Source organism: Pseudarthrobacter sp. GA104, assembly GCF_009741265.1.
Taxonomy (GTDB): domain Bacteria; phylum Actinomycetota; class Actinomycetes; order Actinomycetales; family Micrococcaceae; genus Arthrobacter.
In genome coordinates, this window is the sequence record NZ_WOWL01000001.1 from 3,982,807 (window position 1) to 4,007,355 (window position 24,549).

24 protein-coding genes, 2 tRNA genes and 1 other RNA gene are annotated in these 24,549 nt (G+C 66.6%); 15 read left to right on the top strand and 12 right to left on the bottom strand.

From position 1 onward, the window contains the following. Position 1 precedes the first annotated feature (1 nt). Together cysK and msrA are read right to left on the bottom strand one after the other, a co-directional pair. Complete coding sequence (gene cysK, locus GK109_RS18220; RefSeq protein ID WP_157241932.1) at positions 2 to 937, bottom strand: cysteine synthase A; 936 nt, start codon at positions 935 to 937, stop codon at positions 2 to 4. 64 nt (positions 938 to 1,001) lie between these two features. Then, entirely contained in the window at positions 1,002 to 1,526 is a 525-nt protein-coding gene (gene msrA, locus GK109_RS18225; protein ID WP_157241933.1) for a peptide-methionine (S)-S-oxide reductase MsrA, read from the bottom strand. A gap of 102 nt (positions 1,527 to 1,628) precedes the next feature. On the opposite strand from msrA, the gene GK109_RS18230 reads away from it, so the two are divergent. Beyond that, positions 1,629 to 2,567 carry a Nif3-like dinuclear metal center hexameric protein gene (locus GK109_RS18230; protein WP_157241934.1) on the top strand — a complete coding sequence of 313 codons (939 nt, stop codon included), beginning with the start codon at positions 1,629 to 1,631 and terminating at the stop codon, positions 2,565 to 2,567. A gap of 120 nt (positions 2,568 to 2,687) precedes the next feature. Next, positions 2,688 to 3,425, top strand: a complete 738-nt coding sequence (locus GK109_RS18235; protein ID WP_321213774.1) for a C4-type zinc ribbon domain-containing protein — start codon at positions 2,688 to 2,690, stop codon at positions 3,423 to 3,425. An 81-nt stretch (positions 3,426 to 3,506) separates the two neighbouring features. Here GK109_RS18235 and GK109_RS18240 read toward each other — a convergent pair whose 3' ends face one another. Beyond that, positions 3,507 to 4,271, bottom strand: a complete 765-nt coding sequence (locus tag GK109_RS18240; RefSeq protein WP_370460684.1) for a YaaA family protein — start codon at positions 4,269 to 4,271, stop codon at positions 3,507 to 3,509. Positions 4,272 to 4,327: 56 nt separating this feature from the next. Here GK109_RS18240 and rnpB point away from each other — a divergent pair. The 5 genes from rnpB (at position 4,328) to GK109_RS18265 (ending at position 8,251) form a co-directional block, all read left to right on the top strand. Further along, positions 4,328 to 4,719, top strand: an RNA gene (rnpB, locus tag GK109_RS18245) — RNase P RNA component class A. Positions 4,720 to 4,764: 45 nt separating this feature from the next. Next, positions 4,765 to 5,307 carry a TspO/MBR family protein gene (locus tag GK109_RS18250; RefSeq protein WP_321213772.1) on the top strand — a complete coding sequence of 181 codons (543 nt, stop codon included), beginning with the start codon at positions 4,765 to 4,767 and terminating at the stop codon, positions 5,305 to 5,307. Positions 5,308 to 5,564: 257 nt separating this feature from the next. Further along, positions 5,565 to 7,043 carry a glyceraldehyde-3-phosphate dehydrogenase gene (locus GK109_RS18255; RefSeq protein WP_370460685.1) on the top strand — a complete coding sequence of 493 codons (1,479 nt, stop codon included), beginning with the start codon at positions 5,565 to 5,567 and terminating at the stop codon, positions 7,041 to 7,043. 75 nt (positions 7,044 to 7,118) lie between these two features. Then, positions 7,119 to 7,328 carry a hypothetical protein gene (locus GK109_RS18260; protein ID WP_157241935.1) on the top strand — a complete coding sequence of 70 codons (210 nt, stop codon included), beginning with the start codon at positions 7,119 to 7,121 and terminating at the stop codon, positions 7,326 to 7,328. 125 nt (positions 7,329 to 7,453) lie between these two features. After that, a complete protein-coding gene (locus tag GK109_RS18265; protein ID WP_157241936.1) occupies positions 7,454 to 8,251 on the top strand; it encodes an HNH endonuclease family protein in 798 nt (265 codons plus the stop codon). Positions 8,252 to 8,260: 9 nt separating this feature from the next. Here the strand turns inward: GK109_RS18265 and def are convergent, their stop codons facing one another. The 3 genes from def to orn form a co-directional block, all read right to left on the bottom strand. Continuing rightward, a complete protein-coding gene (gene def, locus GK109_RS18270) occupies positions 8,261 to 8,833 on the bottom strand; it encodes a peptide deformylase (RefSeq protein WP_157241937.1) in 573 nt (190 codons plus the stop codon). A gap of 126 nt (positions 8,834 to 8,959) precedes the next feature. Further along, positions 8,960 to 9,032 (bottom strand) — tRNA-His (locus GK109_RS18275). Between the two features lie 128 nt (positions 9,033 to 9,160). Continuing rightward, positions 9,161 to 9,790 (bottom strand): oligoribonuclease, encoded by a 630-nt coding sequence (gene orn / locus GK109_RS18280; RefSeq protein ID WP_370460686.1) that lies wholly within the window; start codon positions 9,788 to 9,790, stop codon positions 9,161 to 9,163. 151 nt (positions 9,791 to 9,941) lie between these two features. On the opposite strand from orn, the gene mptB reads away from it, so the two are divergent. Further along, positions 9,942 to 11,498, top strand: coding sequence for a polyprenol phosphomannose-dependent alpha 1,6 mannosyltransferase MptB (mptB, locus tag GK109_RS18285; protein ID WP_157241938.1), 1,557 nt, complete (start codon positions 9,942 to 9,944; stop codon positions 11,496 to 11,498). A 177-nt stretch (positions 11,499 to 11,675) separates the two neighbouring features. Continuing rightward, the gene (locus GK109_RS18290; protein ID WP_157241939.1) at positions 11,676 to 12,353 is read left to right on the top strand and encodes a hypothetical protein; all 678 of its coding nucleotides are present in this window, start codon (positions 11,676 to 11,678) and stop codon (positions 12,351 to 12,353) included. Between the two features lie 27 nt (positions 12,354 to 12,380). Here the strand turns inward: GK109_RS18290 and GK109_RS18295 are convergent, their stop codons facing one another. Then, a complete protein-coding gene (locus GK109_RS18295) occupies positions 12,381 to 13,094 on the bottom strand; it encodes a DNA alkylation repair protein (protein ID WP_157241940.1) in 714 nt (237 codons plus the stop codon). 101 nt (positions 13,095 to 13,195) lie between these two features. On the opposite strand from GK109_RS18295, the gene GK109_RS18300 reads away from it, so the two are divergent. Continuing rightward, on the top strand, positions 13,196 to 14,098 hold the full coding sequence (locus GK109_RS18300; RefSeq protein ID WP_157241941.1) for an aldose 1-epimerase family protein: 903 nt from the start codon (positions 13,196 to 13,198) through the stop codon (positions 14,096 to 14,098). On the opposite strand, the gene GK109_RS18305 is transcribed toward GK109_RS18300, so the two are convergent. Both GK109_RS18305 and GK109_RS18310 read right to left on the bottom strand, forming a co-directional pair. Next, on the bottom strand, positions 14,095 to 14,862 hold the full coding sequence (locus GK109_RS18305) for an alpha/beta hydrolase (RefSeq protein WP_157241942.1): 768 nt from the start codon (positions 14,860 to 14,862) through the stop codon (positions 14,095 to 14,097). The genes GK109_RS18300 and GK109_RS18305 overlap by 4 nt on opposite strands. A gap of 2 nt (positions 14,863 to 14,864) precedes the next feature. Beyond that, positions 14,865 to 15,956 (bottom strand): LacI family DNA-binding transcriptional regulator, encoded by a 1,092-nt coding sequence (locus GK109_RS18310; protein ID WP_370460687.1) that lies wholly within the window; start codon positions 15,954 to 15,956, stop codon positions 14,865 to 14,867. A 190-nt stretch (positions 15,957 to 16,146) separates the two neighbouring features. Between GK109_RS18310 and GK109_RS18315 the strand changes: the two genes are divergently transcribed. From GK109_RS18315 to GK109_RS18325, 3 genes are read left to right on the top strand one after another with little or no spacing between them, the layout of a single operon-like run. After that, the gene (locus tag GK109_RS18315; RefSeq protein ID WP_157241944.1) at positions 16,147 to 17,316 is read left to right on the top strand and encodes a Gfo/Idh/MocA family protein; all 1,170 of its coding nucleotides are present in this window, start codon (positions 16,147 to 16,149) and stop codon (positions 17,314 to 17,316) included. Further along, positions 17,316 to 18,530: a dihydrodipicolinate synthase family protein gene (locus GK109_RS18320; protein ID WP_157241945.1), complete on the top strand. Its 1,215-nt coding sequence runs from the start codon at positions 17,316 to 17,318 to the stop codon at positions 18,528 to 18,530. Before GK109_RS18315 ends, GK109_RS18320 begins: the two co-directional genes overlap by 1 nt. Beyond that, positions 18,527 to 19,384: a sugar phosphate isomerase/epimerase gene (locus tag GK109_RS18325; protein ID WP_157241946.1), complete on the top strand. Its 858-nt coding sequence runs from the start codon at positions 18,527 to 18,529 to the stop codon at positions 19,382 to 19,384. The genes GK109_RS18320 and GK109_RS18325 overlap by 4 nt, the downstream gene beginning before the upstream one ends. Before the next feature lie 160 nt (positions 19,385 to 19,544). Here GK109_RS18325 and xylB read toward each other — a convergent pair whose 3' ends face one another. Further along, on the bottom strand, positions 19,545 to 20,963 hold the full coding sequence (xylB, locus tag GK109_RS18330; protein ID WP_157241947.1) for a xylulokinase: 1,419 nt from the start codon (positions 20,961 to 20,963) through the stop codon (positions 19,545 to 19,547). A 3-nt stretch (positions 20,964 to 20,966) separates the two neighbouring features. Next, a complete protein-coding gene (gene xylA / locus GK109_RS18335) occupies positions 20,967 to 22,154 on the bottom strand; it encodes a xylose isomerase (protein ID WP_157241948.1) in 1,188 nt (395 codons plus the stop codon). Between the two features lie 137 nt (positions 22,155 to 22,291). Between xylA and GK109_RS18340 the strand changes: the two genes are divergently transcribed. Then, positions 22,292 to 23,521, top strand: a complete 1,230-nt coding sequence (locus GK109_RS18340; RefSeq protein ID WP_157241949.1) for an ROK family protein — start codon at positions 22,292 to 22,294, stop codon at positions 23,519 to 23,521. A gap of 63 nt (positions 23,522 to 23,584) precedes the next feature. On the opposite strand, the gene GK109_RS18345 is transcribed toward GK109_RS18340, so the two are convergent. Then, positions 23,585 to 23,657, bottom strand: a tRNA-Arg gene (locus GK109_RS18345). Between the two features lie 214 nt (positions 23,658 to 23,871). Here GK109_RS18345 and GK109_RS18350 point away from each other — a divergent pair. Then, the gene (locus GK109_RS18350; protein WP_157241950.1) at positions 23,872 to 24,432 is read left to right on the top strand and encodes a single-stranded DNA-binding protein; all 561 of its coding nucleotides are present in this window, start codon (positions 23,872 to 23,874) and stop codon (positions 24,430 to 24,432) included. Positions 24,433 to 24,549 lie beyond the last annotated feature (117 nt).

A 24,549-nucleotide genomic window follows, 5' to 3' on the forward strand; every position in this document is an offset into this window, starting at 1 on the left:
ATCAGCCGCGGATGTCGTCATAGAGGACGGTGGAGATGTAACGCTCACCGAAGTCACAGACAACAGCCACGATCAGCTTCCCCGCGTTTTCGGGACGCTTGGCCAGTTCCAGGGCACCCCAGACAATGGCGCCGGAGGAGATGCCGCCCAGGATGCCTTCCTTGACGCCGAGCTCGCGGGCCACCCGGACGGAATCCTCAAGCGTGGCGTCCAGGACCTCGTCATAAACGTTGGTGTCCAGGATTTCAGGCACGAAGTTGGCGCCGATGCCCTGGATCTTGTGCGGGCCGGGTGCGCCGCCATTGAGGATGGCGGAGTCCTTGGGCTCGATCGCGACGATCTGGACGCCGGGCTTGCGCTCCTTGAGGACCTGGCCGACGCCGGTGACGGTTCCGCCGGTGCCTACGCCCGCGACGAAGATGTCCACTGCGCCGTCGGTGTCCGCCCAGATTTCCTCCGCCGTGGTGGTGCGGTGGATTTCGGGATTGGCTTCGTTGGCAAACTGCTGTGCCCAGATGGAGTTCTCGGTGTTGGCCACGATTTCCTGGGCCTTCTCCACCGCGCCGCGCATTCCCTCGGAACCCGGAGTCAGGACGATCTCGGCGCCAAAGGCGCGCAGCATGACGCGGCGTTCCGTGGACATGGTCTCCGGCATGGTGAGGATGACCTTGTAGCCGCGGGCAGCACCCACCATTGCCAGGGCGATGCCGGTGTTTCCGGACGTGCCTTCAACAATGGTTCCGCCGGGCTTCAGTGCACCGGACTTCTCGGCGGCATCGACAATGGCAACACCGATACGGTCTTTGACGCTGTTGGCCGGGTTGTAGAACTCAAGCTTGACGGCGACGGTGGCATCCAGGCCCTCGCTGAGCCGGTTGAGCTTGACCAGCGGGGTGCCGCCGACCAGCTGTGTCACATCGTCATAGATCCGTGCCATGTACATACGCCTATCTCTGAGGGGTGAATACTGAGGTCAGCCTAACGAGGCCGCGTAAGCGTGGCTAAGCGTTAAGCCATGCAGAGTAATATTTCCTGGCCTTGGCGAGCTTGGGGTTGATGATCACCTGGCAGTACCCCTGTTCGGGATGCTTGGCGTAATAGTTCTGGTGGAACTCCTCCGCGACATGGAAGCGGGGCAGCCGGCTGACCTCCGTGACAATCGGATGGGCCCACAGCGCCTGGTTCCGGTCGATCGCTTCTTCAAAGAGGATCTTCTCTTCGGTGGTCTCATAGAACATCGACGAACGGTACTGGGTGCCGACGTCGTAGCCCTGGCGGTTCAGCGTGGTGGGATCGTGCAGGGCGAAGAACATGTCCAGGATGACCTCCGCCGGGATGGTCTCCTCGTCGAACGTCACGGCAACAACCTCGGCATGGCCGGTGGTGCCGTTGCAGACCGAGTAGTAGTCCGGTTGCGGATCGTGGCCCCCGGTATAGCCGGACACCACCGAGCTGACGCCCTTGGTCTTCTGGTAAACGGCGTCGAGGCACCAGAAGCAGCCTCCGCCTAAAACAAAAGTTTTCATGACCTCTTCAATGGTTGGGGGCGCGGGAAGATTCCCGGGCCGTCCAGGGGCGGCGGCTGTAAACGTGCGGTCCGGACGGCCCGATGGGGTAAAACTAAGACTATGGAACCTGCGGACACCGACGTTACCGGCCCGGACAACATCGACGGCGGCACTTGCAACGGCGGCGCACCCTCCGGCGGGCCTGGGGCAGCGGAGTCCGCGGAGGCGCCCACCCTGGGTGAACTGCTCCTGGCCGTGGAAGAGCTGTGGCCCGAATCCCTGGCAGAGAACTGGGACGAAGTGGGACTGGTGGCAGGCCATCCCTCCGCGCCCGTCACCAAGGTGATGTTCGCCGTCGACCCAACCCTGGAAGTCATTGAGGAGGCGGTGGAGTGGGGCGCGGAACTCCTGATCACACACCATCCCCTCCTCCTGAAGGGCGTCACCAGCGTCGCCGCCACCACCCCCAAGGGCCGGGCAGTGCACCGGTTGATCGAGTCCGGCACCGCTTTGCTGACCGTCCACACCAACGGTGATTCCGCCGTCGGCGGCGTATCCGACGTCCTCGCCGACGCGCTCGGCCTCCAGGACGCCGCCCCGCTCACGGTGGCCGCAAACGGCCTCCCGGAAGAGGGCATCGGGCGGGTGGGGGACCTGGCGGAGGCCATGACCCTCGGCGATTTTGCGGCCCGCGTGTTCGGGATCCTCCCGTCCGTTGCCGGGGGAGTCCGGGTTTCCGGCGACAAGGACGGCCTGGTCCGGCGCATCGCCGTCTGCGGTGGTGCCGGGGACTCCCTCTTCAATGAGGTCAGAGCCAGCAACGCGGACGTCTATGTCACCGCTGACCTGCGTCACCACCCGGCGTCGGAAGCCCGGGAGGCCGCCCTGAACGGCCGGCCCTACCTGGTGGATGTGTCCCATTTCGCCAGCGAGTGGCTGTGGCTGCCTGCCGCTGCGGCTGCGCTGGGCAATGTCCTCGCCGACCAGGGCCATGACGTTGAAATCCGGGTCAGCACTACCAACAGCGACCCCTGGGACTTCATCCTGACCCCGGGCTAGGCCTTGAGTGCGAGGTCCGGTGGCGACGCAGCGAGGCGGGGGAGCAGGCCACGCGCTAGAGTCTAGGAAGCGCCGATCAGGTGCCCGGCCCCGGCCGGTAGGGATCAAGCGGAGGTAAATGTGGCGAAGGCAGCACCGGCGGAACAGTTGAAGTTGCTTGAGCTGCAGGGGCTGGACGCCAAGCTTAAGTCGCTCGCCAACCGCCGCCGCTCCCTGGAAAACGATCCCCGCATCAAGGACCTTGAGGCGGCCCTGTCTGTTGCCAATGGCGAGCTTGGTGCGGCGAAGGTGGCTGTCCATGACGCCGAGGCCGAACTGAAGCGGGCCGAGGCGGACGTGGAACAGGTCGCCTCGCGGATCCAGCGGGACGAGGCGCGGCTGAACAGCGGCACCGGGTTGTCCAAGGACCTGGTGGCCCTCCAGAAGGACATCGCCTCGCTCAACAAGCGTCGCTCGGACCTTGAGGACATCGAACTCGAGGTAATGGAGCGGCTGGACTCCCTTCGCGCCAGGCAGGCGGCGCAGCAGGGGATTGTGGACGATATCCAGGGATCCTTCGGCACCATCCGCGCCGAGCTGGATGCGGAACTGGCTGAGGTGGAGGCGGAAGCGAGCGGGCTCCGCACCCGGCGCGCCGAATTCGCTGCGGGGCTCGACGCCGGCCTGCTCGCCGTCTACGAAAAAACGCTCGCCAAGCGGGGCGTGGGTGCCGCCCGGCTGTTCCACGGCACGTCCGAAGCGTCAGGCATGAAGCTGAGCCCCGGCGACCTGGCCGAGATCAAGGCAGCCGCCGCTGACGACATCGTCTTCTGCCCGGACTCGGGCGCCATCCTGGTCCGCTCGGAGGAGTGGGCCTGACCCAACTAAGTAGCGCTAAGTGTCGTTTTGGCGGCTCATAACGACACTTAGCGCTACCTAGTTGGGGGAGGGGCGGGGGAATCAGCCCGGCAGGATGATGTTTAGCGCGTGGGGTTTCCTCGCTGACCCGTCCACGAGCTCTGCCTGCCACACTTCCCGGGCGGCCTTTGCAAGGTCCGACGGCGTCGCTGGAGCCTTGCCCCGCCGGGCCAGCAGGTGCCGTGCCAGTTCGCCGCGGGTGTGCTTGGCGAAATGGCTCACCACTTTCCGCACGCCCTGCACTTCGGTGAACACGTTGACCGTAACGGTCTGCGCCGGCGGCGGCGCCCACGCTGCGGCGTAGGTGCTGGACCGGCAGTCAACCAGCAGCTGCCCCTCGGTGAGCGGCGCCAGCGCACTGGACAGGTGCGGCTTCCAGAACGAGGCGAGGCGGCCGACGTCGGGCAGCGCCGTCCCCATTGACAGCCGGTAGGCGGGCACGCTGTCCCCGAAGCGGATGGCGCCCCAGAGGGCGGAGATCACCAGCACCGACTCGTCTGCCTTGCGCCGCTGCACAGGGGTGAGCGTCTTGTAGCCCAGTGCGTCGTACAGCACGCCGGAGTAGATCTGGTGGGCGGGAGCCGCCGGTTCAGCGTGGAGCCGGGTGTTGCGGTCGACGTCGTCCTTCAGCGAGGCCCCGACCCCCAGCAACGCGAGGGCGTCCTGGTGCGCGCTCACCGCCCCCAGTGCGTCGAGCACCTTGGCGCGGCAGGAGTTCAGGTCCGGGAAGCTCAGGGAAGGCCAGTCGACGGCCGAACCACGGACCGCGGGTGTCTTGCCTTCGGAAGGGGGGAGCAGAATCAGCACCGTCCGATCCTACCGGCGCAGGGAAAGCGGCACCGCGCCGGTAGACTGGACCTGGATGGGTTGACCAGGCGGCCGCGCGTCACGCAAGTGGCTCGAGGAACGTCCGGGCTCCGCAGGGCAGGGTGGTGGGTAACGCCCACTCGGGGTAACCCGCAGGCCAGTGCCACAGAGAACAGACCGCCTGGGTCGCGCCGGTTTGAAAGCGGCACGAACCAGGTAAGGGTGAAACGGTGGTGTAAGAGACCACCAGCTTCCCGGGTGACCGGGAAGGCTAGGTAAACCCCACCCGGAGCAAGGCCAGACAGGACACGTTTGAGGGCTGCCCGCCCGAGTGTCCGGGTAGGCCGCTGGAGGGCGCCGGCAACGGCGCTCGTAGATGGATGGCCGCTACTCCCGCACCGGCAACGTGGCGGGAGCACAGAACCCGGCGTATCGGTCAACCCATCCACCCATTCCGGTTTGACCTTGAGAGTTGTGTTGGGGATCCTGAACCGTGCCCGCAAATATTGACCCGCCCTCCGGCTATGGAGCCGCCCAACCGCAGGGTTCCGCCCGCGGACGGCAGGCTGTTGCCCTGGCCGGGTTCCTTGCGCTCTCCGCTGCAGCCTGGGCCTTGGCGTCGGTCCCCATCATCCTGAATTCCGGCGGCTGGTTCGCGGGGTCGGTCAAGGCTCCCTGGATGCCGCCGGGCTGGATGTTCAGGAGCATGTGGATGCTGCTCTACGCGGGGGTGGCGGTTGCCGCCTGGCTCGTCTGGCGGAAAGGGGAGCTGAGGGGAGGCGCCCTGGCCGGGTACCTTGTCCAGCTGGTGCTCAACGCCGCGTGGCCGCTGGCCTTCTTCGGGCTCTTTCCGGTATTTGGAGCCGCTGCACTCTGGGCTGCTTTCCTGGTGATTGCCGGGCTGGCGGCGTCCCTCGCCTTCCTCGTTGTGCGGTTCGGTCCGGTGAGCCCGGCTGCCGGCCTCCTGATGCTGCCCTATTTTTCGTGGGTTGTGTTTTCGGCCAGCCTCAATCTCTATTCGGCCATCCACAACTGATGCCCCGGGCGCAAGGCCGTTCCCTGTGAGTGATTTCACGTGGTTCCGGCCGGTTCAGGGGGGCCGGCCAACTTAGAATGGAGACCGGACGCAGGAGTTCTTCCGCCGGGGTTGCGTTCGCAGCCGGCGGTTTTTCTTTGCACGCGATCCAGGCGCCTGGGGGCCGACCCCTGCAGGCGCGGGTGCCCCTGCACAACATGTGGTGGCCGACATCCGTGTACGAGGACGTACACGGCTGAACCGAGGAAGGTATTTCTGTGAGCCAGACGTCAGATTCTTGTCTTGATACGTGGATGGGCCGGGAGGCCCTCGCCGAGGCCATGATTCCGGTGATCGGCCGGCTGTACCGCGAAAACAACGTGGTCACCAGCATCCATGGCCGGAGTTTGATCAACAAGTCCACCATGAACATCCTCAAGGCGCACCGTTTTGCACGCCGGATGAGCAAGGACGAGCTGCTCCTGGAGGAGACCGCGCCGCTGCTGAACACCCTGGCCGGCCTGGAGCTCGGTGCTGCTGCGATCGACATCGCACGGTTGAACCAGAAGTTCAAGGAAGAGGGCAGCGGCGCCACGCTGGAAGAATTCCTCCGCGCGGAACTTGCCGACGTTGTGGGCAAGCGCGGCGGCGACGACCGCACCAGCACCGACGTGGTGCTTTACGGCTTTGGCCGGATCGGCCGGCTTCTGGCCCGCCTCCTCATCGAAAAGGCCGGCGGCGGCCATGGCCTCCGCCTGCGCGCCATCGTGGTCCGCAAGGGCGCTGACAACGATCTCTCCAAGCGTGCCAGCCTCCTGCGCCGCGACTCCGTCCACGGGTCCTTCGAAGGGACCATCAGGATCGACGAGGAAGCCAACACCATCACGGCCAACGGCGTGCAGGTACAGGTCATCTACTCGGACAACCCTGCCACCATCGACTACACCGCCTTCGGCATCAACAATGCCCTGGTGGTGGACAACACCGGCCGCTGGCGTGACCGGGAAGGGCTGTCCCAGCACCTGCAGAGCAAGGGCGTGGCACGGGTTCTCCTGACCGCGCCGGGCAAGGGCGACCTGAAGAATATCGTCCACGGCATCAACCACGGCACCATAGAGGACACTGACCAGATCGTGTCCGCCGCGTCCTGCACCACCAACGCCATCACGCCGGTGCTGAAGGCCGTCAACGACAAGTTCGGCGTCGTGCACGGCCATGTGGAGACAGTGCACTCCTTCACCAACGACCAGAACCTGATCGACAACTTCCATAAGGGTGACCGACGCGGCCGCTCCGCCGCGCTGAACATGGTCATCACGGAGACCGGTGCCGCCAAAGCCGTGGCCAAGGCACTGCCTGAGCTGCTCGGGAAGCTCACAGGCAGCTCCATCCGGGTCCCCACCCCTGACGTCTCGCTGGCGATCCTGAACCTCCGCCTGGAGAACGGGACCACCAAGGACGAGATCAACAACTACCTCCGCGAGATGTCCCTGCACTCGGACCTGCGGAAGCAGATCGACTACATCGACTCACCCGAAGTTGTCTCCACTGACTTCGTCGGTTCCCGCCGCGCGGGCATCGTGGACGGCTTGGCCACTGTGTCCACAGACAAAAACGTTGTCCTCTACGTCTGGTACGACAACGAGTTCGGCTACAGCTGCCAGGTGGTCCGCGTGATGGAGGAAATGGCAGGGGTCAACCCGCCGTCCTTCCCCGCAAAGGAATCCGCCGCGGCCCTCGCAGCGATCGCCGTTTAGGCCGCGGCCGCCGGTCCCGCGAGTTCCCGGCTGATTCTGCTGGAATCAGCCGGGAAACGGGACCACACTGGTGGCATGGACAAAAATTCGACACTTCAGCACGAAACAACCCTTGAGCACGCCCTCGACGTCGCCAAAGCCAACCACAAGGAGGCCGTCCGGCTGCTTGAGGGCGCCCGCGCCGCCTACAAGACGGGCGACGTCGGCGAGGACCGGGTGCGCCAGCTGGAAGGACTGCTGGCAATCGCCGAGGAGGACCTCCGGAGGGTGATGCGCGAGCAGTAACCCCCGCGCGGACACTTCCTACCAGCGCCGCCACTTGCCCTCCACACTGTGGAAAACAACGGGGCGACCCGGGAGGCGGCCTAGGCTCTTCTGGTGCATGATGTCCGAGAAGGGGCCGGGTCCCCATGACTGTGAGCTGGTCCGCCTACCGGCGTGCCCGCCGTCGCTCGCGGCAGGCGTGGGGCATCCTGGCAGTGGCCGCCGTCGGTGCGCTGGCGGCACTGTCCTGGTTCTTTACTGCCGGCCAGTTTGCCTTGGCGGAGCCCGCGGCCTCCGGCCCCACCGAAGCCCCAGTGTTCGACCCTGCCTGGATGAAGCCCGTTGTGCCGGTGCACCCCGTGCCCTCCGGTACTGCCGTCACCGCGCTGGAACGGCTTCCCGTCAAGGGCCGGGCCGCGAAGGACAAGTACGACCGCGAAGCGTTCGGCCAGGCGTGGCTGGACGTGGACCGGAACGGGTGCGACACCCGCAACGACATGCTCAGGCGTGACCTTACCGCCGTGGTGTTCATGGAAGGTTCCACGTGCCGGGTGGCAGGGGGCTCCTTCCGCGAGCCCTATACCGGGCAGCCCTTGGACTTCCGGCGGGGCTCCGACAGCAGCCGGGCAGTCCAAATAGACCACGTCGTGGCCTTGGGTGACGCGTGGCAGAAGGGTGCCCAGGGATTGACAGCCAAGCAGCGCCAGAGCCTGGCCAACGATCCGCTGAACCTGATCGCGGCGGACGGCCCGGCAAACGTGCAGAAGGGTGCCGGCGATGCCGCAACCTGGCTTCCCAAGAATAAATCCTTCCGCTGCCACTATGTGGCCCGCCAAATATCGGTCAAGGCAGCCTACGGACTATGGGTCACCGAGGCGGAGAAGGGCGCCATGAAGCGCGTGCTGGGGTCCTGCCCGGACCAGCCCACCATTGCGGCGAAGTGACCGGGTGCCCTAGTGGCCGAACGGGTCCGGGTCGACGCCCGGCATCCAGGTCAGTCCGGGAACGCCCCAACCGCTCTTCTTGGCCTGCTTCATGGCTTTGCGCGCATAGCGGTCAATCAGCCGGTTGACGTACAGTTTTCCGTCCAGGTGGTCATATTCGTGCTGGATAACCCTGGCAAACCAGCCGGTGGCTTCGAACCTGACCGGCTGTCCAAAGCCGTCAAACCCTTCAACACGTGCCCACTCGGCGCGCTTCAGGGGATACTGCCCGCCGGGGAAGGACAGGCAGCCTTCTTCTTCCTCGTCCGGGTCCGGTACCGCGCCGGAAATCTTTGACAGGGTCAGCACCGGGTTGACCAGTACGCCCGTGGGCGGAGCGCCGTCGTCGTTGGCGTATTTGTAGACAAAGATCCTCTTGCCCACGCCTATCTGCGGTGCCGCGAGACCCACGCCGTTGGCGGCGTCGTTCGTTTCAAACATGTCCGCTATCAAAGTCCGCAGCTCGTCGTCGAACACTTCCACCTCGGAAGCCCGGCGGTGCAGTACGGGTTCTCCCCAGATGGTGATTGGCAGAACGGTCATCTTCAGCGGTCCTTCAGCGGTGTCTCGTGCCAGGTGCAAGTGTGCAAACGGCGAAAAAAGAAGGAGGCCGCACCGGATCTCCGGTGCGGCCTCCTTCTTGGACGGCTGCACATACCGTCCCGTGAGGGTGAGCTACGGGGGTTGAACCCGCGACCTCCTGGACCACAACCAGGCGCTCTGCCAACTGAGCTAAGCCCACCATGTGCCTGCAGATTTACCGGCGTACCGGCCCTCTGGAAAGGCAACTCATATAGCTTACCTGCTCTTCAGGGGTGCTTTGTCCACTTTTGGGATTTTTGCGGAAAATTCCGTCGAAGGTGGCGCAGATTACCCTTCCTGCTGCCCGGCGTCCCCGGCGGATGTGATGCGGCGGGCAATCTGCAGGGCAGTGGCACTGTCCGGTCCCGGTGCAGGCACGAACACGGCCTCCCGGTAGTAGCGGAGCTCGTCGATGGAGTCCTTGATGTCCCCCAGTGCGCGGTGTCCGCCCTTTTTGGCCGGTGACTGGAAGTACGCCCTCGCGAACCAGCGGCGCGAGAGCTCCTTGATGGTGCTGACGTCGATCACCCGGTAGTGCAGGTGTTCAACCACGGCGGGCATGTCCCGGGACAGGAACACCCGGTCCGTCCCCACGGAATTACCGCCCAGCGGCGCCTTGCGGGGGTCCGGCACCCATGTGGAGATGTATTCCATGACCGCGGCTTCCGCTTCGGCCATCGTCTTGCCGTTCGGCAGTTCCTTGAGGAGTCCCGATTTGGTGTGCATGTCGCGGACGAAATCGTTCATCTGGGCCACCGCGGCATCATCCGGTTTGATGACCACGTCGACGCCGTCGCCGAGGATGTTCAGTTCGGAGTCGGTGACCAGGGCGGCCACCTCGATCAGGGCGTCGTTCTTGATGTCCAGGCCGGTCATTTCGCAGTCGATCCAGACGATGCGTTCGTTAGATATAGGCACCGGACAAGCCTACCGTTACACCTTCAGGGCACCGGCCGATGCTAGGATTTCGAAGACGCGGCGGGTCATCCCGCTCCCGTGAGGATGCGCCTCGGCCGGCCGTTGGCCCGCCGGGCAGAATCGCAGACGAGATAGATTGGACGATCCTGAAATGACGGCGCCTGTGCCTGCGGCGGGGGAGGTGGCGCCCGCCGCCACTGTCGCAGCGGGCGGCGCGGAAGTGGATAATCCCCGGTCCCCGCTCCTTGCCGGCTTCGTGGGCTCCATGTTCATGCTTATCGGATCCTTGGGCGTGGGCTGGCTGGCCCCGGTCTCCGAACTCCGCCGTATGCCGCTGTTCATTTGGATGCGTGCCGAAGCAGTTGGCGTTGCCCTCTCGATTGTCCTGCTGGCCATAGGAGGCATGCTCCTGGTCCGTGCCTGGCTCAGGCTGGGGCAGCGGGTCAGGGTGTGGGGCAGGCAGGCCCGTAAAGCTACGCTGATGGCCGTTGTGGCATGGGGCCTGCCCATGATGTTCAGCGTGCCGCTCTTCAGCCGCGACGTCTACGCCTACATTGGCCAGGGCCGGCTGATGGTTGAAGGGTTCAACCCCTACGAGAACGGCATCTCGGCTCTGTCCAACTACTTCCAGCTGGGCGCGGACAAAATGTGGACGGAAGCCCCCGTTCCCTATGGCCAGCTGTTCCTGTGGATTGAACAGTTCGTTGTGTGGTCCACGAACGTCCAGCCGGAGGCAAGCGTGATGCTGTTCCGGCTGGTTGCCTTGGCCGGAGTCATCCTCTGCGTGATCTATGTTCCGCGGCTCGCCGAGCTGCACGGCATCAATCCGCACCGGGCCCTCTGGCTCACCGCTGCGAACCCGCTGTTCCTGACGAACTTCATCGCCAGCGTCCACAATGACGCACTGATGATCGGTCTGGCGCTGGCCGGACTCTACTACTCCGCGACGCACCGGGTGGTCCGCGGCATTGTGCTGGTAACCCTTTCCGTTGCGGTGAAGCCCATCACCATCGTCTTCCTGCCGTTCATCGGGCTCCTGTGGGCGGGCAGGGACGCGGGCTGGCTCCGCAAATTCGTGTTCTGGGGCCTGACCGGTGCATTGAGCCTCGGCATCCTGGCCTTGATGAGCCTGGTCAATGGTTTCGGCTTCGGCTGGGTCAATGGGTTCTCTGCCCCCGGAAGCATCTCCATCTGGTACGCGCCCGTGGGGCTCATCGGAATGGTGGTTGCCTCCCTGGCCAATTCGTTTGGACTCGACGGCGCCACCTTGGCCGGCTTTGTCTATAACGTGGGCAAGCTTGTTGCCGTGGGCATTGTCGCCTGGCAGATCTTCCGCGGTGACTACGACCGGCTGATGCGCCGCCTCACCCTCGCTCTGGCCGCGATTGTCCTCCTGTCTCCAATCATCCAAGCCTGGTACGTCGTATGGCTGATACCGCTCTTTGCAGTCACCGGGATCAGGAATGACTGGCAGGTCAAGGCGCTCTACTTCGTTGTCTCCTTCTTCATGATCTATGCCATTTCAGACCAGCTGGAAGTCTTCCCGTACCTTCAGACCGAGGACCTCGGCTTCGCACTGGCCCTCGCCCGAGTGGCCGCCGCGGTGACCGGCCTGCTCTTTGGCCTGTACCTGGTTTTCTGGGACCCCCGCACCCGCCGGCTGTTCTGCAAAACGCACGAGGCCGTCGTCGAACGCCCCATCATCTAGGCAGCGCCGCGTGTCGGTCCCGCGTTCGAAGCGACTCTCGACGCTCCCTCGCCGGGCTTAGTGGCCTCCACCATCTCCGGCGCTGATGTCCGGCCCGCTTGACGGGCCTTTGGACCCTGCTGCCGGGGATGCGCTGCCCGTACGGTCGAAGCATCCCCCACTTCAAGGAGGCGCCGGATGCAGAATTCGGGCCACGCGCCGACCGGCAAGGCGCTGCGCACCGTGACGGGCGTCTTTGGGCTGCTGGCGGCCCTGGCCGGCGTGGAGCACGGGCTGGGCGAGATCCTCCAGGGCCCGGTGGCGCCCGACGGTCCGGTGTTCCGTTCCTGGCCCGGGAACGAAGCGTTCGAAATCCTGGACGGAGAGCCGGCCTTCACGGTGTTACCCGATCTGTTGGTTTCGGGCGTTGTGACCGTGGCGGTGGCGGTAGTGTTCGGGGCTTGGGCGGTGGCCGGCGTACACCGCCGGCGGGGGCCCCTGGTGCTGATCGGGCTCGCGCTGCTGCTGTTCGCCGTTGGTGGCGGTTTCGGTCCGCCGCTGCTGGGAATCATCCTGGGCATCGGCGCATCCAGGCCCGCAGTACCTTCGCGGCCGCCGGGACCGGCCGCACGGGTGATGGCGAAGGCATGGCCGTGGGCGATGGGTGCCGGTGTTGCAGGGTACCTGGGATTAGTGCCGGGCACGCTGGTGATGCACGCCCTGAGGGGAACTCCACCCGAATCCGTGGTGTACGGGCTCATGGCGATGGCCTTCGGCGGTGTGCTCCTCGCGCTGGCCGGAGCCCGGGCCAGTAACAGGCTGGAGGCCTGGCATGCCGCACCATCCCCGCGCTCCCGGTCCGGAACGTCAACCTGACTCCAGGTTATTTGCCTGCCACCGCCGTTATGCGTCAGGTGCGGGGGCAGGGAGGCGCCGGAGCGCTTCCCTCCGGGACAACGGACTTAGGGCTGCCTCATGTTCTGCCACGAAGGCCGCCACCCACTCCGGCGCCGTCTTTGAATACTCGCGCAGGGCCCATCCGATCGCTTTCCGGATGAAGAACTCAGGGTCTGCCATGTTTGTTGCCAGGACCTGGGCCAGGAGCACGGTGTCAGTGGCTGCCTTCGCCTTAAGCTGAGAGAGGATGGCAGCCCTCCTTATCCAGGAGTCCGGGTCGGTGCTCCAGCCGAGCAGGACTTCTGACATCTCCTCACGGTTGGCTTGCAGCAGGCCGCACAGGCGCGCCGCTACCGGGTCCACGAAGTCCCACCACGCGCCGCTGCGAATCATTTCCTCGTACACGGGCAGCATCAGCATGTCACCCGCCGCCAGCGGCTCAGCGGTCAGGTCGATGGCTGCATACCGTTCCTCGCGGGCGGCGGCGTTCCGCCAAAGCTCAAGGACAGTGGCGCGCAGCTGGCCGGCCGACGCGAAGGGAGTGCCGCCGGCAGCTTCGGCAGCGATCCGGCGGACTTCGGGGACGCGCACACCGAGGCAGGGCATGGCGGACTTCATGTATGCCTGCGCCCCGGCACCCCGAACCGGATCTGCCCGTTCACGCAGCGCACGACGGACGGCAGAAAGCACCTCGCTGTTCAGCGCATCCGCTTCGGCCATGGGGAAACTCTATCCAGCGGAGGATTTCCTTGTGCCGCGCCAGGACACATGCGCTAGGCTGGTTAGCGCTCACAAGTGTCTCGGCCCCAAAGGGGATTTTCATGCCATCCACGGAACACAGCATTGCCAGCGGCCCCTACACCGCCGTGGTCACAGCCCGCGGGGGCGCCCTCCGGGAACTGCAGCACAACGGCCGGGACCTGGTGGTTGGCTTTGGTCCGGATGGCCGGGTTCCCGACTATCGCGGGGTTATCTGCGTCCCATGGCCGAACCGCCTGGCGGACGGCAGATATGCCTACGCCGGAACCGATTACCAGGCTCCCGTCAACGAGCCCGAGCGGGGTTCGGCGCTCCACGGCCTTGCCACCGAGCAGATCTGGGCGGTGCGGGAGGCGGCTGAGGACCGCGTGGTCCTGGTGTGCACGATCGGCGCAGGCCCGCACTACCCATCGGATCTCAAGGTCTCCGTTTCCTACTCGCTGGGTCCCGGCGGATTGCGCAGCACGGTGAGTGCTGTGAACGCCGGGTCCGCCAGCGCCCCTTACGGCGTGTGTCCCCACCCCTACCTGGTGGCCGGCCCTGGAATGCTGGACGAATGGACGCTGGAAGTGCCGGCGCGCGAATTCCTCGACGTGACGCCTGACCGGCTGCTCCCCATCGGCATGAAGACCGTGGAGGAAGGCGGCTTCGACTTCCGCAGTCCCCGTCGGCTGGGGCCGGTAAGGATTGACCATGCCTTCACTGGAATCACCCGCGACGCCGCCGGGCTGGCCCGGGTCCGCGTAAAGGATCCGGCGGGAACGGGCGTGGAACTGGAATGGGGCGCGGAGTGGCCCTGGGTCCAGATCCACACTGCAGACAAGCCGGTTGGCCCGGACAGGCTGGGGCTGGCGGTTGAACCCATGACCTGCCCGCCTGACGCCTTCAACTCGGGGGCGGACCTTCTTCACCTCAAACCGGGGGAGACGCACTCAGCGTCCTGGACCATCCGGGCCCTGGCCTAGTCCGGACTGCCGGCCCGCAAACACGGGGAGGTCCAGCCGGCTCGCGCGAGCCAGGCTGCGCACAGCCGCGTCCACTGGTCCGGCCCCGGCTCCTCCGCGGCGAGGCCCAATCCATGGCGGCCATGGGGAAAGACATGCAGTTCGGCAGGCACGCCGGCGCCCATAAGCGCCCCGGCGTAGCCCAGGCTGTGGCTGACGTGGACGGCGTCGTCATCCGCGGTGTGCCAGATGAATGCGGGAGGGGTGGCGGCAGTCACCTGCCGTTCCGCGGAAAGTTCCTCAAGGACGTCCGACGACGGCGCGCCGCCAAGGAGGTTGTCCACCGAACCCTGGTGCACTGACGTGGTGTAGGACACCACGGGGTAGCACAACACGGTGAGGTCCGGGACCGCGCCGGGAACGTCGAAGCGCTCGCAGCCCGTTGCCACGGCGGTAGAGAGCGTGGCGGCCAGGTGTCCACCGGCCGAAAATCCGAGGACGCCGACCCGCTGCGGATCGACGGCCAAACCATGGGACCCGCCACGGATATGCAGCATGGCGTCCTTGGCGTCCTCCAGCGGGGCCGGATGCCGGTCCGGGGCCACGCGGTATCTCAGCACGAAGGCGTGGATGCCGAGCGCGGCGAGCCATTCGGCCACCGGCTCCGCTTCGTGGTCCGCCTGGCGGCCGTAGCCGCCGCCGGGCAGGACCAGGACGGCGGGCCCCGGGCCTCCGGCGCCGTCCGTGCCGGCACGTGCAGGAACAGCGGTCAGCACGGACACCATGGTCAGGCCACTGTCTCCGTGCTGCGGCGCAGCGTGACTTCGCCCCTCACGGGCTGCAGGTCGGCGTCCTCCTGGCCATCGCTGCGGCCGGGGCCGCTGGCCGTCGCCCGGGTAGCAAGCCGGCCGATGTCTTCCAGCGGCAGGCGGACCGTGGAGAGGGCGGGGCGGAAATCCCGCAGCGTCTCGATATCGTCAAATCCGGCAATCCTGGCGTCCCGCGGAACCCGGAGCCCTTCAGCCCGCAGCGCTGCCGAGGCCCCGATGGCCATGACGTCGTTGACTGCGAAGATGCACATCTTCGCCGTGGCAGGGGCATCGCCGTCCGCTGTCCGCTGGGCCTTGATCCTGGCAGCCAGCTTGAGGCCCGCGTCGTAGCCTCCGGCACGGTTGAACGAGGTGCGCAGGATCTCCGCCGCGCCCCGGCCGGCCCTGGCCAGGCCTTCCTGGAAGCCCCGGATGCGGTCGTCCGACGTGAAGAGGCCCTCGGGGCCTCCTATGATGACGAAATCGCCAGTCCAGCCGGCAGCAAGTTCAGCTGCGAGGGCGCCGGCGAGTTCCTGGTTCGGCACGGCAACAACGTGGTAGCCCTCAGGAGCGCTGGCACCCACTACCGGATGTCCCACCACCGCCACCCGGCCGCCGTTGCGGCAGTACCGGTCAAGCTCCGCTGCAAGGTCCGCGTTGTCGTCCCGGTCCTCCTCCCGCGACGAGCGGGATCCCGCAATCACGATCGAATCGGCACGCCGTGCAGCGAAGGCAGCCACGGCCTCGCGCTCCTCCGCCGGCGCCCCGCCGGTGGTCGCCAGCAGCACCATCTTGCGCTGTTCACGGGCGGCCTCCTGGACCCCCCGTGCGATGGCGGCGAAATAGGGGTCTGCAATGTCGTGCACGATCAGGCCGATCAGGCCCGAACTGGACTTCGCCAGGCCCTGGGCCTGGGCGTTGGGAATGTATCCAAGCGAGGCCGCAGCCTGCCGGACACGGTCCGCGATGTCCTGCCCCGGCTTGCGTGCGGAACCGTTGAGGACGCGGCTGGCAGTGGCGGGAGATACCCCGGCCAGCCGCGCCACCTCGGTAAGGGTACTTGCGGCCACAGCGTCTCCTGATCGGCTTTGTTGGGTCAATAGGCGTTACCACATTATGGCAGTTGCGGACCGCTACTGGAAAGCGCTTGCCAAGAAGTCTGCGGACGTGCATCATTGACGTAGCGGGAATGCGCTTTCCCGAATCAGCTTCAGTAGGGCTTCAACTTCAGTAGAACTGCTCGCTCACCGTGGAGGACAAATGGGCTTCGAGACAAGAACAATCCGCATTGCCATGAACGGCATCACCGGCCGGATGGGGTACCGCCAGCACCTGCTGCGCTCCATCCTTCCCATCCGGGACGCCGGTGGATTCACGCTGGAAGACGGCACCCGCGTCCAGGTTGAGCCCATCCTGGTGGGCCGCAACGAAGCCAAGATCCGGGAGCTCGCCGAAAAGCACAAGGTCTCCGAGTGGAGCACCGACCTGGACGCCGTCATCAACGACCCCACCGTCGACGTCGTTTTTGATGCCTCCATGACCAGCCTCCGCGCAGCCACCCTCAAGAAGGCCATGCAGGCCGGCAAGCACATCTTCACAGAGAAGCCCACTGCCGAGACGCTTGACGAGGCCATCGAGCTCGCCCGGATCGGCAAGGAATCCGGCGTCACCGCGGGTGTGGTCCACGACAAGCTGTACCTCCCCGGCCTGGTCAAGCTCCGCCGCCTGGTGGACGAGGGCTTCTTCGGCCGAATCCTCTCCATCCGCGGCGAGTTCGGATACTGGGTCTTCGAAGGTGACATCCAGGCCGCCCAGCGCCCGTCCTGGAATTACCGCAAGGAAGACGGCGGTGGAATGACTACGGACATGTTCTGCCACTGGAACTACGTCCTCGAAGGCATCATCGGCAAGGTCAAGAGCGTCAGCGCCAAGACCGCCACCCACATCCCCACCCGGTGGGACGAGGCAGGCAAGGAATACAAGGCCACCGCCGACGACGCCTCCTACGGCATTTTCGAGCTGGAAACCCCGGGCGGCGACGAGGTCATCGGCCAGATCAACTCGTCGTGGGCCGTCCGCGTCTATCGCGACGAACTGGTGGAGTTCCAGGTGGACGGCACGCACGGCTCCGCCGTCGCAGGCCTGAACAAGTGCGTTGCGCAGCAGCGCGCCCACACGCCGAAGCCCGTCTGGAACCCGGACCTGCCCGTCACGGAATCCTTCCGTGACCAGTGGCAGGAAGTCCCTGCCAATGCTGACCTGGACAACGGCTTCAAGCTGCAGTGGGAAGAGTTCCTCCGCGACGTCGTCGCCGGCCGCGAACACCGATTCGGCCTGCTCTCCGCCGCCCGCGGTGTCCAGCTCGCCGAGCTCGGCCTGAAGTCCAACGACGAACGCCGCACCCTCGACATCCCGGAGATTACCCTCTAATGACCTCACTCATCCTGCCCTCCCACGACGGCGGCACCCGGGAATACCGCCTCCAGGGCGGCACGTCCTGGGCCCGGCCAGCGGCGCCGCTCATCGCCCGCCGCGCCTATGCCGCAGCGCATGTGATCCCCGAAGTCCTGGCGGACAACACGCCCGGCGCGCCCGCCCGGCTCGACTGGGACGCCACCATGGCCTACCGGCACGAGCTGTGGTCCTACGGCCTGGGTGTGGCCGACGCCATGGACACTGCCCAGCGCGGCATGGGCCTTGACTGGGCGGCAACCCAGCAGCTCATCAAGCGCACCGGCGTCGAGGCAGCCTCGGTGGTCTCCGCCGGCAACCCGGCAACGGCCGGCAAGTCGGTGCGGGACCTTGTTTCCTGCGGTGCCGGCACCGACCAGCTGGACAGGGCCACCCTGCCGGCCGGGGAGGCCGGCATCAAGGCCGTCCTTGAGGCCTACCGCGAGCAGATCGCGGTGGTCAGCGAGGCCGGGCCCAAGGTGATCCTCATGGCCTCCCGCGCCCTGGCCAAGGTTGCCCGCGGTCCCGAGGATTACCTGCAGGTGTACTCGACGCTGCTGGAGGAGGTGGACCAGCCGGTCATCCTGCACTGGCTCGGCACCATGTTCGATCCCGCCCTGGCCGGTTACTGGGGTTCGGACGATGTAGCAACGGCAACCGGAACCTTCCTCGGCCTTATCAGGGACAACGCGGCCAAGGTGGATGGCGTCAAGGTCTCGCTGCTCGACGCCAGCCATGAGGTTGCCCTTCGGGCGGCCCTGCCCGAAGGCGTCCGCCTCTACACCGGCGACGACTTCAACTACCCCGAACTGATCGACGGCGACGGCAGCCGCCACTCGGACGCCCTGCTGGGCATCTTCGCGGCCATCTACCCCACCGCCTCGGTGGCGCTGCAGAACTACGACGCCGGCAACGCCGCGAAGGCGCGCGAAATCCTCGACTCCACGAGGGAACTGGGGAAGCACATCTTCAGCGCACCCACGTTCTACTACAAGACCGGGATCGCGTTCATGTCCTGGCTCAACGGCAGGCAGCCCGGCTTCCAGATGGTTGGAGGCCTGCACTCCGGCCGCTCGGTATGCCACCTGGCAAGGACCTTTGAACTGGCGGACAAGGCGGGCCTGCTGCGGGATCCGGCTCTGGCCGCTTTCCGGATGTCCGACTACCTGCGGATCAACGGGGTGGGCGTATGACCAGCACGTCAGGAACGGCAGACTTTGCGCGCCTTTCCATCAACAGCGCCACCACCAAGAAATGGACCCTGGCCCAGGTGGTCGAGGGCTGCGTCAACGCCGGCATCCCCGCCATCGGGCCCTGGCGGGACCGAGTGGCGGAAGCCGGCCTGGACAAGGCAGCCCGCCTGATCAAGGACGCCGGGCTCCGCGTCTCCTCGCTCTGCCGCGGGGGGTTCCTCACCGCACCCGACGCCGCAGGGCAGGCCGCAGCCCTGGCTGACAACCGGGCAGCTATCCTGGAAGCCGTCGCGCTCGACACCAGGGAACTGTTCCTCGTGGTCGGCGGGCTGGCCCCGGGGGAGAAGGACGTGGTGGCTGCGCGCCGGCGCGTGGCGGACCGTCTCGCCGACCTGGTCCCCTTCGCCCGGGAGAACGGCGTCCGGCTGGTGCTGGAGCCGCTGCATCCGATGTACGCCGCTGACCGGGCGCTGATCTCCACCCTGGGGCAGGCCCTTGACCTCGCGGCGCCGTTCGACGCGTCGGCAGTGGGCGTCGCCGTCGACACCTTCCACGTGTGGTGGGACCCGGAACTGAAGCCGCAGATCGAGCGCGCCGGCCGGGAGGGGCGACTTGCGTCCTACCAGGTGTGCGACTTCAACATGCCCATCGCCGCGGATCCGCTGCTGTCACGCGGCTACATGGGCGACGGCGTGGTGGACTTTGCCACCATCGGCGCCTGGGTGCGCGATGCCGGGTACACCGGTGACATCGAAGTGGAAATCTTCAATCAGGACATCTGGGGCACGGACGGCAATACCGTCCTGGCCACAGTAAAGGAGCGCTACGCGGAGCTCGTCCTCCCGTACGCCTGACCTGACCCAAGACCGCGGGCTCCTGCCACGTTCCCAACATGACTGGCAGGAGCTGCGCCCCACATGGAAAGGACCCGGACCGCGCAGTGAATTCATCACAGTGCGGTCCGGGCCTTTCGCGTGGAAACGCCAGGCGGGCCCGGCGTCAGGTATCCCGGTGTCAGGTATATAGGGAGGCGCAGCGGCGGTACCGTGCCAGCACCCCGCCGCCGTCCTGCCCGGCAGGGAGGTCGACGGCGTCCAGCGCCCACTGCGGAAATTCCCCGGTGAGTGCCGCTGCGGCCTGGCGGGCGGCGCCGTCGGCCACATACTCACCCGGGCGCGGCACGGTGATGCTGATTCCCAGCAGTTGCGCTGCCGCCTCCTGTACTGCCGCGGACTGCGCTCCGCCGCCCACCAGGATGATGCGCCGCGCCTGCACGCCTTGTTGCTGCAGGGCGGCCAGGCCGTCCGCGAGCGAACAGACCACGCCTTCGACGGCGGCCCGCGCCAGGTTGGCCGGCGTGTAGTTCCCGCGGGTGATGCCGTGCAGGGAGCCGGTGGCGTCGGGCAGGTTCGGCGTGCGCTCGCCGTCGAAATAGGGAACGAGGGTGAGGCCCCCGGCCCCTGGTCCGGCGGACAGCGCCAGCTCATTGAACTCCGCAATGCTGATGTCCAGCAGGGCTGCAGTGGCGTCAAAAACGCGGGTGGCGTTCAGGGTGCACACCAGCGGCAGGTAGTTCCCGGAAGCATCGGCGAACCCGGCCACCAGCCCGGACGGGTCGGCGGCCGGTGTATCGGACACGGCGAAGACCGTCCCCGAGGTGCCCAGCGACATCACCACGTCACCCACGCCGGCGCCCACTCCCAGTGCCGCCGCCGCGTTGTCCCCGGCGCCGGCGGCCAGGAGGGCGCCCTCCGGTGTCTTGCCCACGACCCCCAGCGGGCCCACGACGCCGGGCAGCAGCGGAACGTGCCCCAGCGAGGACTCCAGGAGCCCCGGCAGGTACTCGCCGGTCGCCGTCGAGTAGTAGCCCGTACCGGAGGCGTCGGAACGGTCAGTGGCGAGGGCCTCGAGGTTTCCCGGACCGCTGCCTGGCCCGTGGTCCGCCAGCCGCCAGGTCAGCCAGTCATGCGGCAGGCAGACTGCCGCAACTTTGGCGGCGTTCTCCGGCTCGTTGGCGGCCAGCCAGTGAAGTTTGGTCAGCGTCAGCGAGGCGACCGGGACGGTGCCGGTTGCGCCGGCCCAGTAGCGGGCGCCGGCGGCAGTGTCGCCGTCGCCCGCATTGCTGATCAGTTCCAGTGCCGCGCCGGCACTGCGGGTGTCATTCCACAGCAGCGCCGGCCGGACCACCTGGCCCTCGCTGTCCAGGCACACCATGCCGTGCTGCTGCCCGCCCACCGAGACAGCTGCCACATCGTCCAGGCCGCCGGCCTGGTGTAGTGCGTCCAGCAGGGCGGCCCACCAGTGATCCGGGTGGATCTCGGTCCCGTCCGGGTGGCCCGCCCTGCCCTGCCGGACCAATGCTCCCGTGTCCGCATCGCGGATCACCACTTTGCAGGACTGGGTGGAGCTGTCGATCCCTGCTACGAGTGCCATGATTTACCGGGCGCCCAGGAGGTGTTCGATGGCGAGCTGGTTGAGGCGGACGAAGGCGAAGGAGCGTTCGCCGGCCTTGTCGGCGTCGAAGTCCTCGAAGACGGTGGTGTCCGCGAGCAGGTCCGCGACGGTTTCGCCGGCCGCGAGGGTGCTCTCGCCGAGTTCGAAGACCCCGGAGGTCTTGAGGGCTTCCTGGACTTGGGGGTCTGCGCGGAACGCAAGGGCGCGCTCCTTGAGGAGCAGGTACATGGCCATGTTGGACTTGGCCGATTCCCATACGCCGTCGTAGCCGTCGGTGCGGGAGGGCTTGTAGTCGAAGTGGCGCGGGCCTTCGTAGCGGGGCCCGCCGCCCGGGAAGCCGTTTTCGAGCAGGTCTACGGTGAAGAACGCGCTGGTGAGGTCGCCGTGGCCGAAGACGAGGTCCTGGTCGTACTTGATGCCGCGCTGGCCGTTGAGGTCGATGTGGAAGAGCTTGCCGGCCCACAGGGCCTGCGCGATGCCGTGGGTGAAGTTGAGCCCTGCCATCTGCTCGTGCCCGGTTTCCGGGTTGAGGCCCACGATGTCGCCGTGCTCGAGTTGGGCGATGAACGCCAGGCCGTGGCCGACGGTGGGCAGGAAGATGTCGCCGCGGGGTTCGTTGGGCTTGGGCTCCAGTGCGATGCGCAGGTTGTAGCCCTTGTCCTTGATGTAGGCGGCGGCGGTGTCCACGCCTTCCTTCATCCGGTCCAGGGCCGCGGAGAGGTCCTTCGAGCCGTCGTATTCGCTGCCTTCGCGCCCGCCCCACATTACGAACGTTTCGGCGCCGAACTCCGCGGCGGAGTCGATGTTGCGCAGCACCTTGGACAGGGCGAAGCGGCGGATGGAGCGGTCGTTGGAGGTGAAGCCGCCGTCCTTGAACACCGGGTGGCTGAACAGGTTGGTGGTCACCATCGGGACCTTCAGGCCGGTCTCGGCCAGGGCTGCCTTGAAGTTCTTGAGGATCAGGTCACGTTCCGAGGCGCTGGCGTCGAAGGGGACCAGGTCGTTGTCGTGGAAGGTGATGCCGTAGGCGCCCAGTTCGGCCAGCCGGTGGACCGCCTCCACGGGATCCAGGGCGGCGCGGGTGGCCACACCGAACGGATCGGCGCCCGTCCAGCCCACGGTCCAGAGGCCGAAGGTGAACTTGTCAGCGGGGGTGGGGGAGAGAGTCATGATGCGTCCTTGCACTCGTTGTCGCCGGTTGCGGCACTATTAGTTTAGTGCTTGAACTATATAAGCGAGTCTACGCTAGGGTCAATAGCGAAGGGCCTGTGAGGGACGGCCCCGCTTCCAGCCCGAGGAGAACGGCCATGGCCAGTACCGCACCTGCCACTGCACTGTCCGACGCCGCCAGCCCGGGGAACATGGCGGACGTTCGGCGCAACAACCTCGCCCTGGTCCTTGCCAGGGTGGCGCAGGCACCGGCCGGCACCCATCCGACCCGCGCACAGGTGGCCGCGGCCACAGGGCTGACCAAAGCCTCTGTTTCGAGCATCGTCCTGGACCTTTTGGGCGCCGGCCTCCTGCGCGAGGTCGGCCTGAGCCGGCAGGGGGAGCGGGGCCGGCCGGGGGTCGGGCTGGAACTGAATCCGGCGCGGGGTGTCATGGGTATGGAAATCAACGTCGATTACATTGCGGCCGGAGTGACTGACCTTTCCGGAACCCTGGTGGTGCAGGAAATCCGGGAACGGGACAACCGCGACAGCGACAGCGCCCCCGTGCTGTCCGCACTCGCCGCGCTCGCCGCCGACGTGCGGAAGGCGGCCGCGTCTTCGGGTGTTGAGGTCCTGGGCGGAGGGCTCGCCGTACCCGGCCTCGTTGACGCCGGCAGTTCAACCGTGACCGCCGCCCCGAACCTGGGCTGGCTGGGGACGAAGCTGGACATGGGGCGGCTGCTTCCCGACGTGCCGTTGGGGGTCTCCCTCTTCAACGAGGCCAATGCTGCCGCGCTCGCGGAACTGGCCCACGGCTCCCACGGAAGGCGGGACTTCCTGTTCGTCTCCGGCGAGGTGGGCGTCGGCGGCGGCCTGGTGATCAATTCGGAGCTTTTCACCGGCCCTGAAGGCAACGCCGGGGAGGTCGGCCACATCGTTGTGCAGCCGGAGGGGGGCCGCTGCTCCTGCGGCGGGACGGGGTGCCTGGAGACGATAGCCGGGCAGGATGCAATTTTTTCTGCTGCCGGTATCGCCGCGAAGGGGTGGCCAAGGTCTGAGAGCATGGCCCGTCTGCTGGGCGCCCTCGGCGCTGAGGACCCCGCTGCCCTGCTCGCCGTCCAACGGGCCGGGACTGCGCTGGGCGTGGCGGTGGCGTCGACGTCCCGCGTGGTGGACATCAGGGCTGTGGTGCTTGGCGGACACTTTGCCGTCCTGGACCAGTGGCTCCGCGGGCCGCTTTTGGACAGCCTTGCCAAGTACGCGCCGGGTGCGCTGTCCCCGGCGCACGTCACCATCTCCGCGGTAGGGGATGCGGGGGCCCTGCTGGGCGCTGCCGGCAGCGTGGTTCGCTCTCTGGTGGAAGCGCCGCACCGGCTGCAATCCTGAAACCCTGCCGGCACGTGTGGCCCCAAACGCCCCGGTCCGTGAACCGGGGCGTTTGCCCATGGGTGCCCCAGGAGGGAATCGAACCCCCGACCGGCGGATTAGAAGGCCGCTGCTCTATCCCCTGAGCTACTGAGGCAATGGATTCCGGAGCTGAAGTCCGGCGCCTCAAAAAGTTTACATTGCCCGAAGTCCCGGCGTCGTCAGTGACCTGCGGCGGCTCACTAATCCTCCACAGGCAGCCGCAGCCGCAGGTTATGCACATAGGCGAACCCCTGCCTCCCCGGTGGCCAGCGCCGGCGCCATGCTGGTCTTGCCTGCTAGGGCACCACCATTGACGACAGGACGTGAAGATGAGCGACACAATAACCATTCGGGGCTTCGTTGCCACCGAGATCAAGAGCGCCACAACTCCAGGGGGAGTTGCCACAGCCTCCTTCCGTATCGGTTCCACCTCGCGCCGGTTCGACAAGGAATCCGGCACCTGGACGGATGGCCACACGAACTGGTTCCTGGTCCAGGGCTATCGCCACCTCTCGGGAAGCATGGGCTGCAGCATCAGGAAAGGCCAGCCGGTCATCGTGGTTGGCAAGCTGAAGATCCGCAGTTGGGAAAGGGACGGCAGGGTCTTCTACTCACACACCATTGACGCCGACGCCGTGGGTCACGACCTGACGTGGGGTACGGCCAACTTCATCCGGTCCTCCACAAAACCGCTCCTCTCGCTCGTGGAGCCGGCGCCGCCCCTCGACGCCGAGCACCGGGCCGGCGCTGAGGGAACGTTCGACGAACCGGAGGACGGCGACGACGATCCCGACGGCGGCGATCCTGCCGCAGCGTACATCGAGGACAGCAACGGCAGCCTCGTGTCACTGGACCTGGAGACGGGGGAACTCGCCGAATCCGGAGTCTAGGTTTTCCATATCAGCGTCCCCTATCAACGGTTCCCCCGGTTCCTTGGCGGGCAGTGCCGCGGCACCCCCCGGCCGTGCACTGTCCGCCCAGGTTGCGGAGCCGGGACCAGGCCGCAT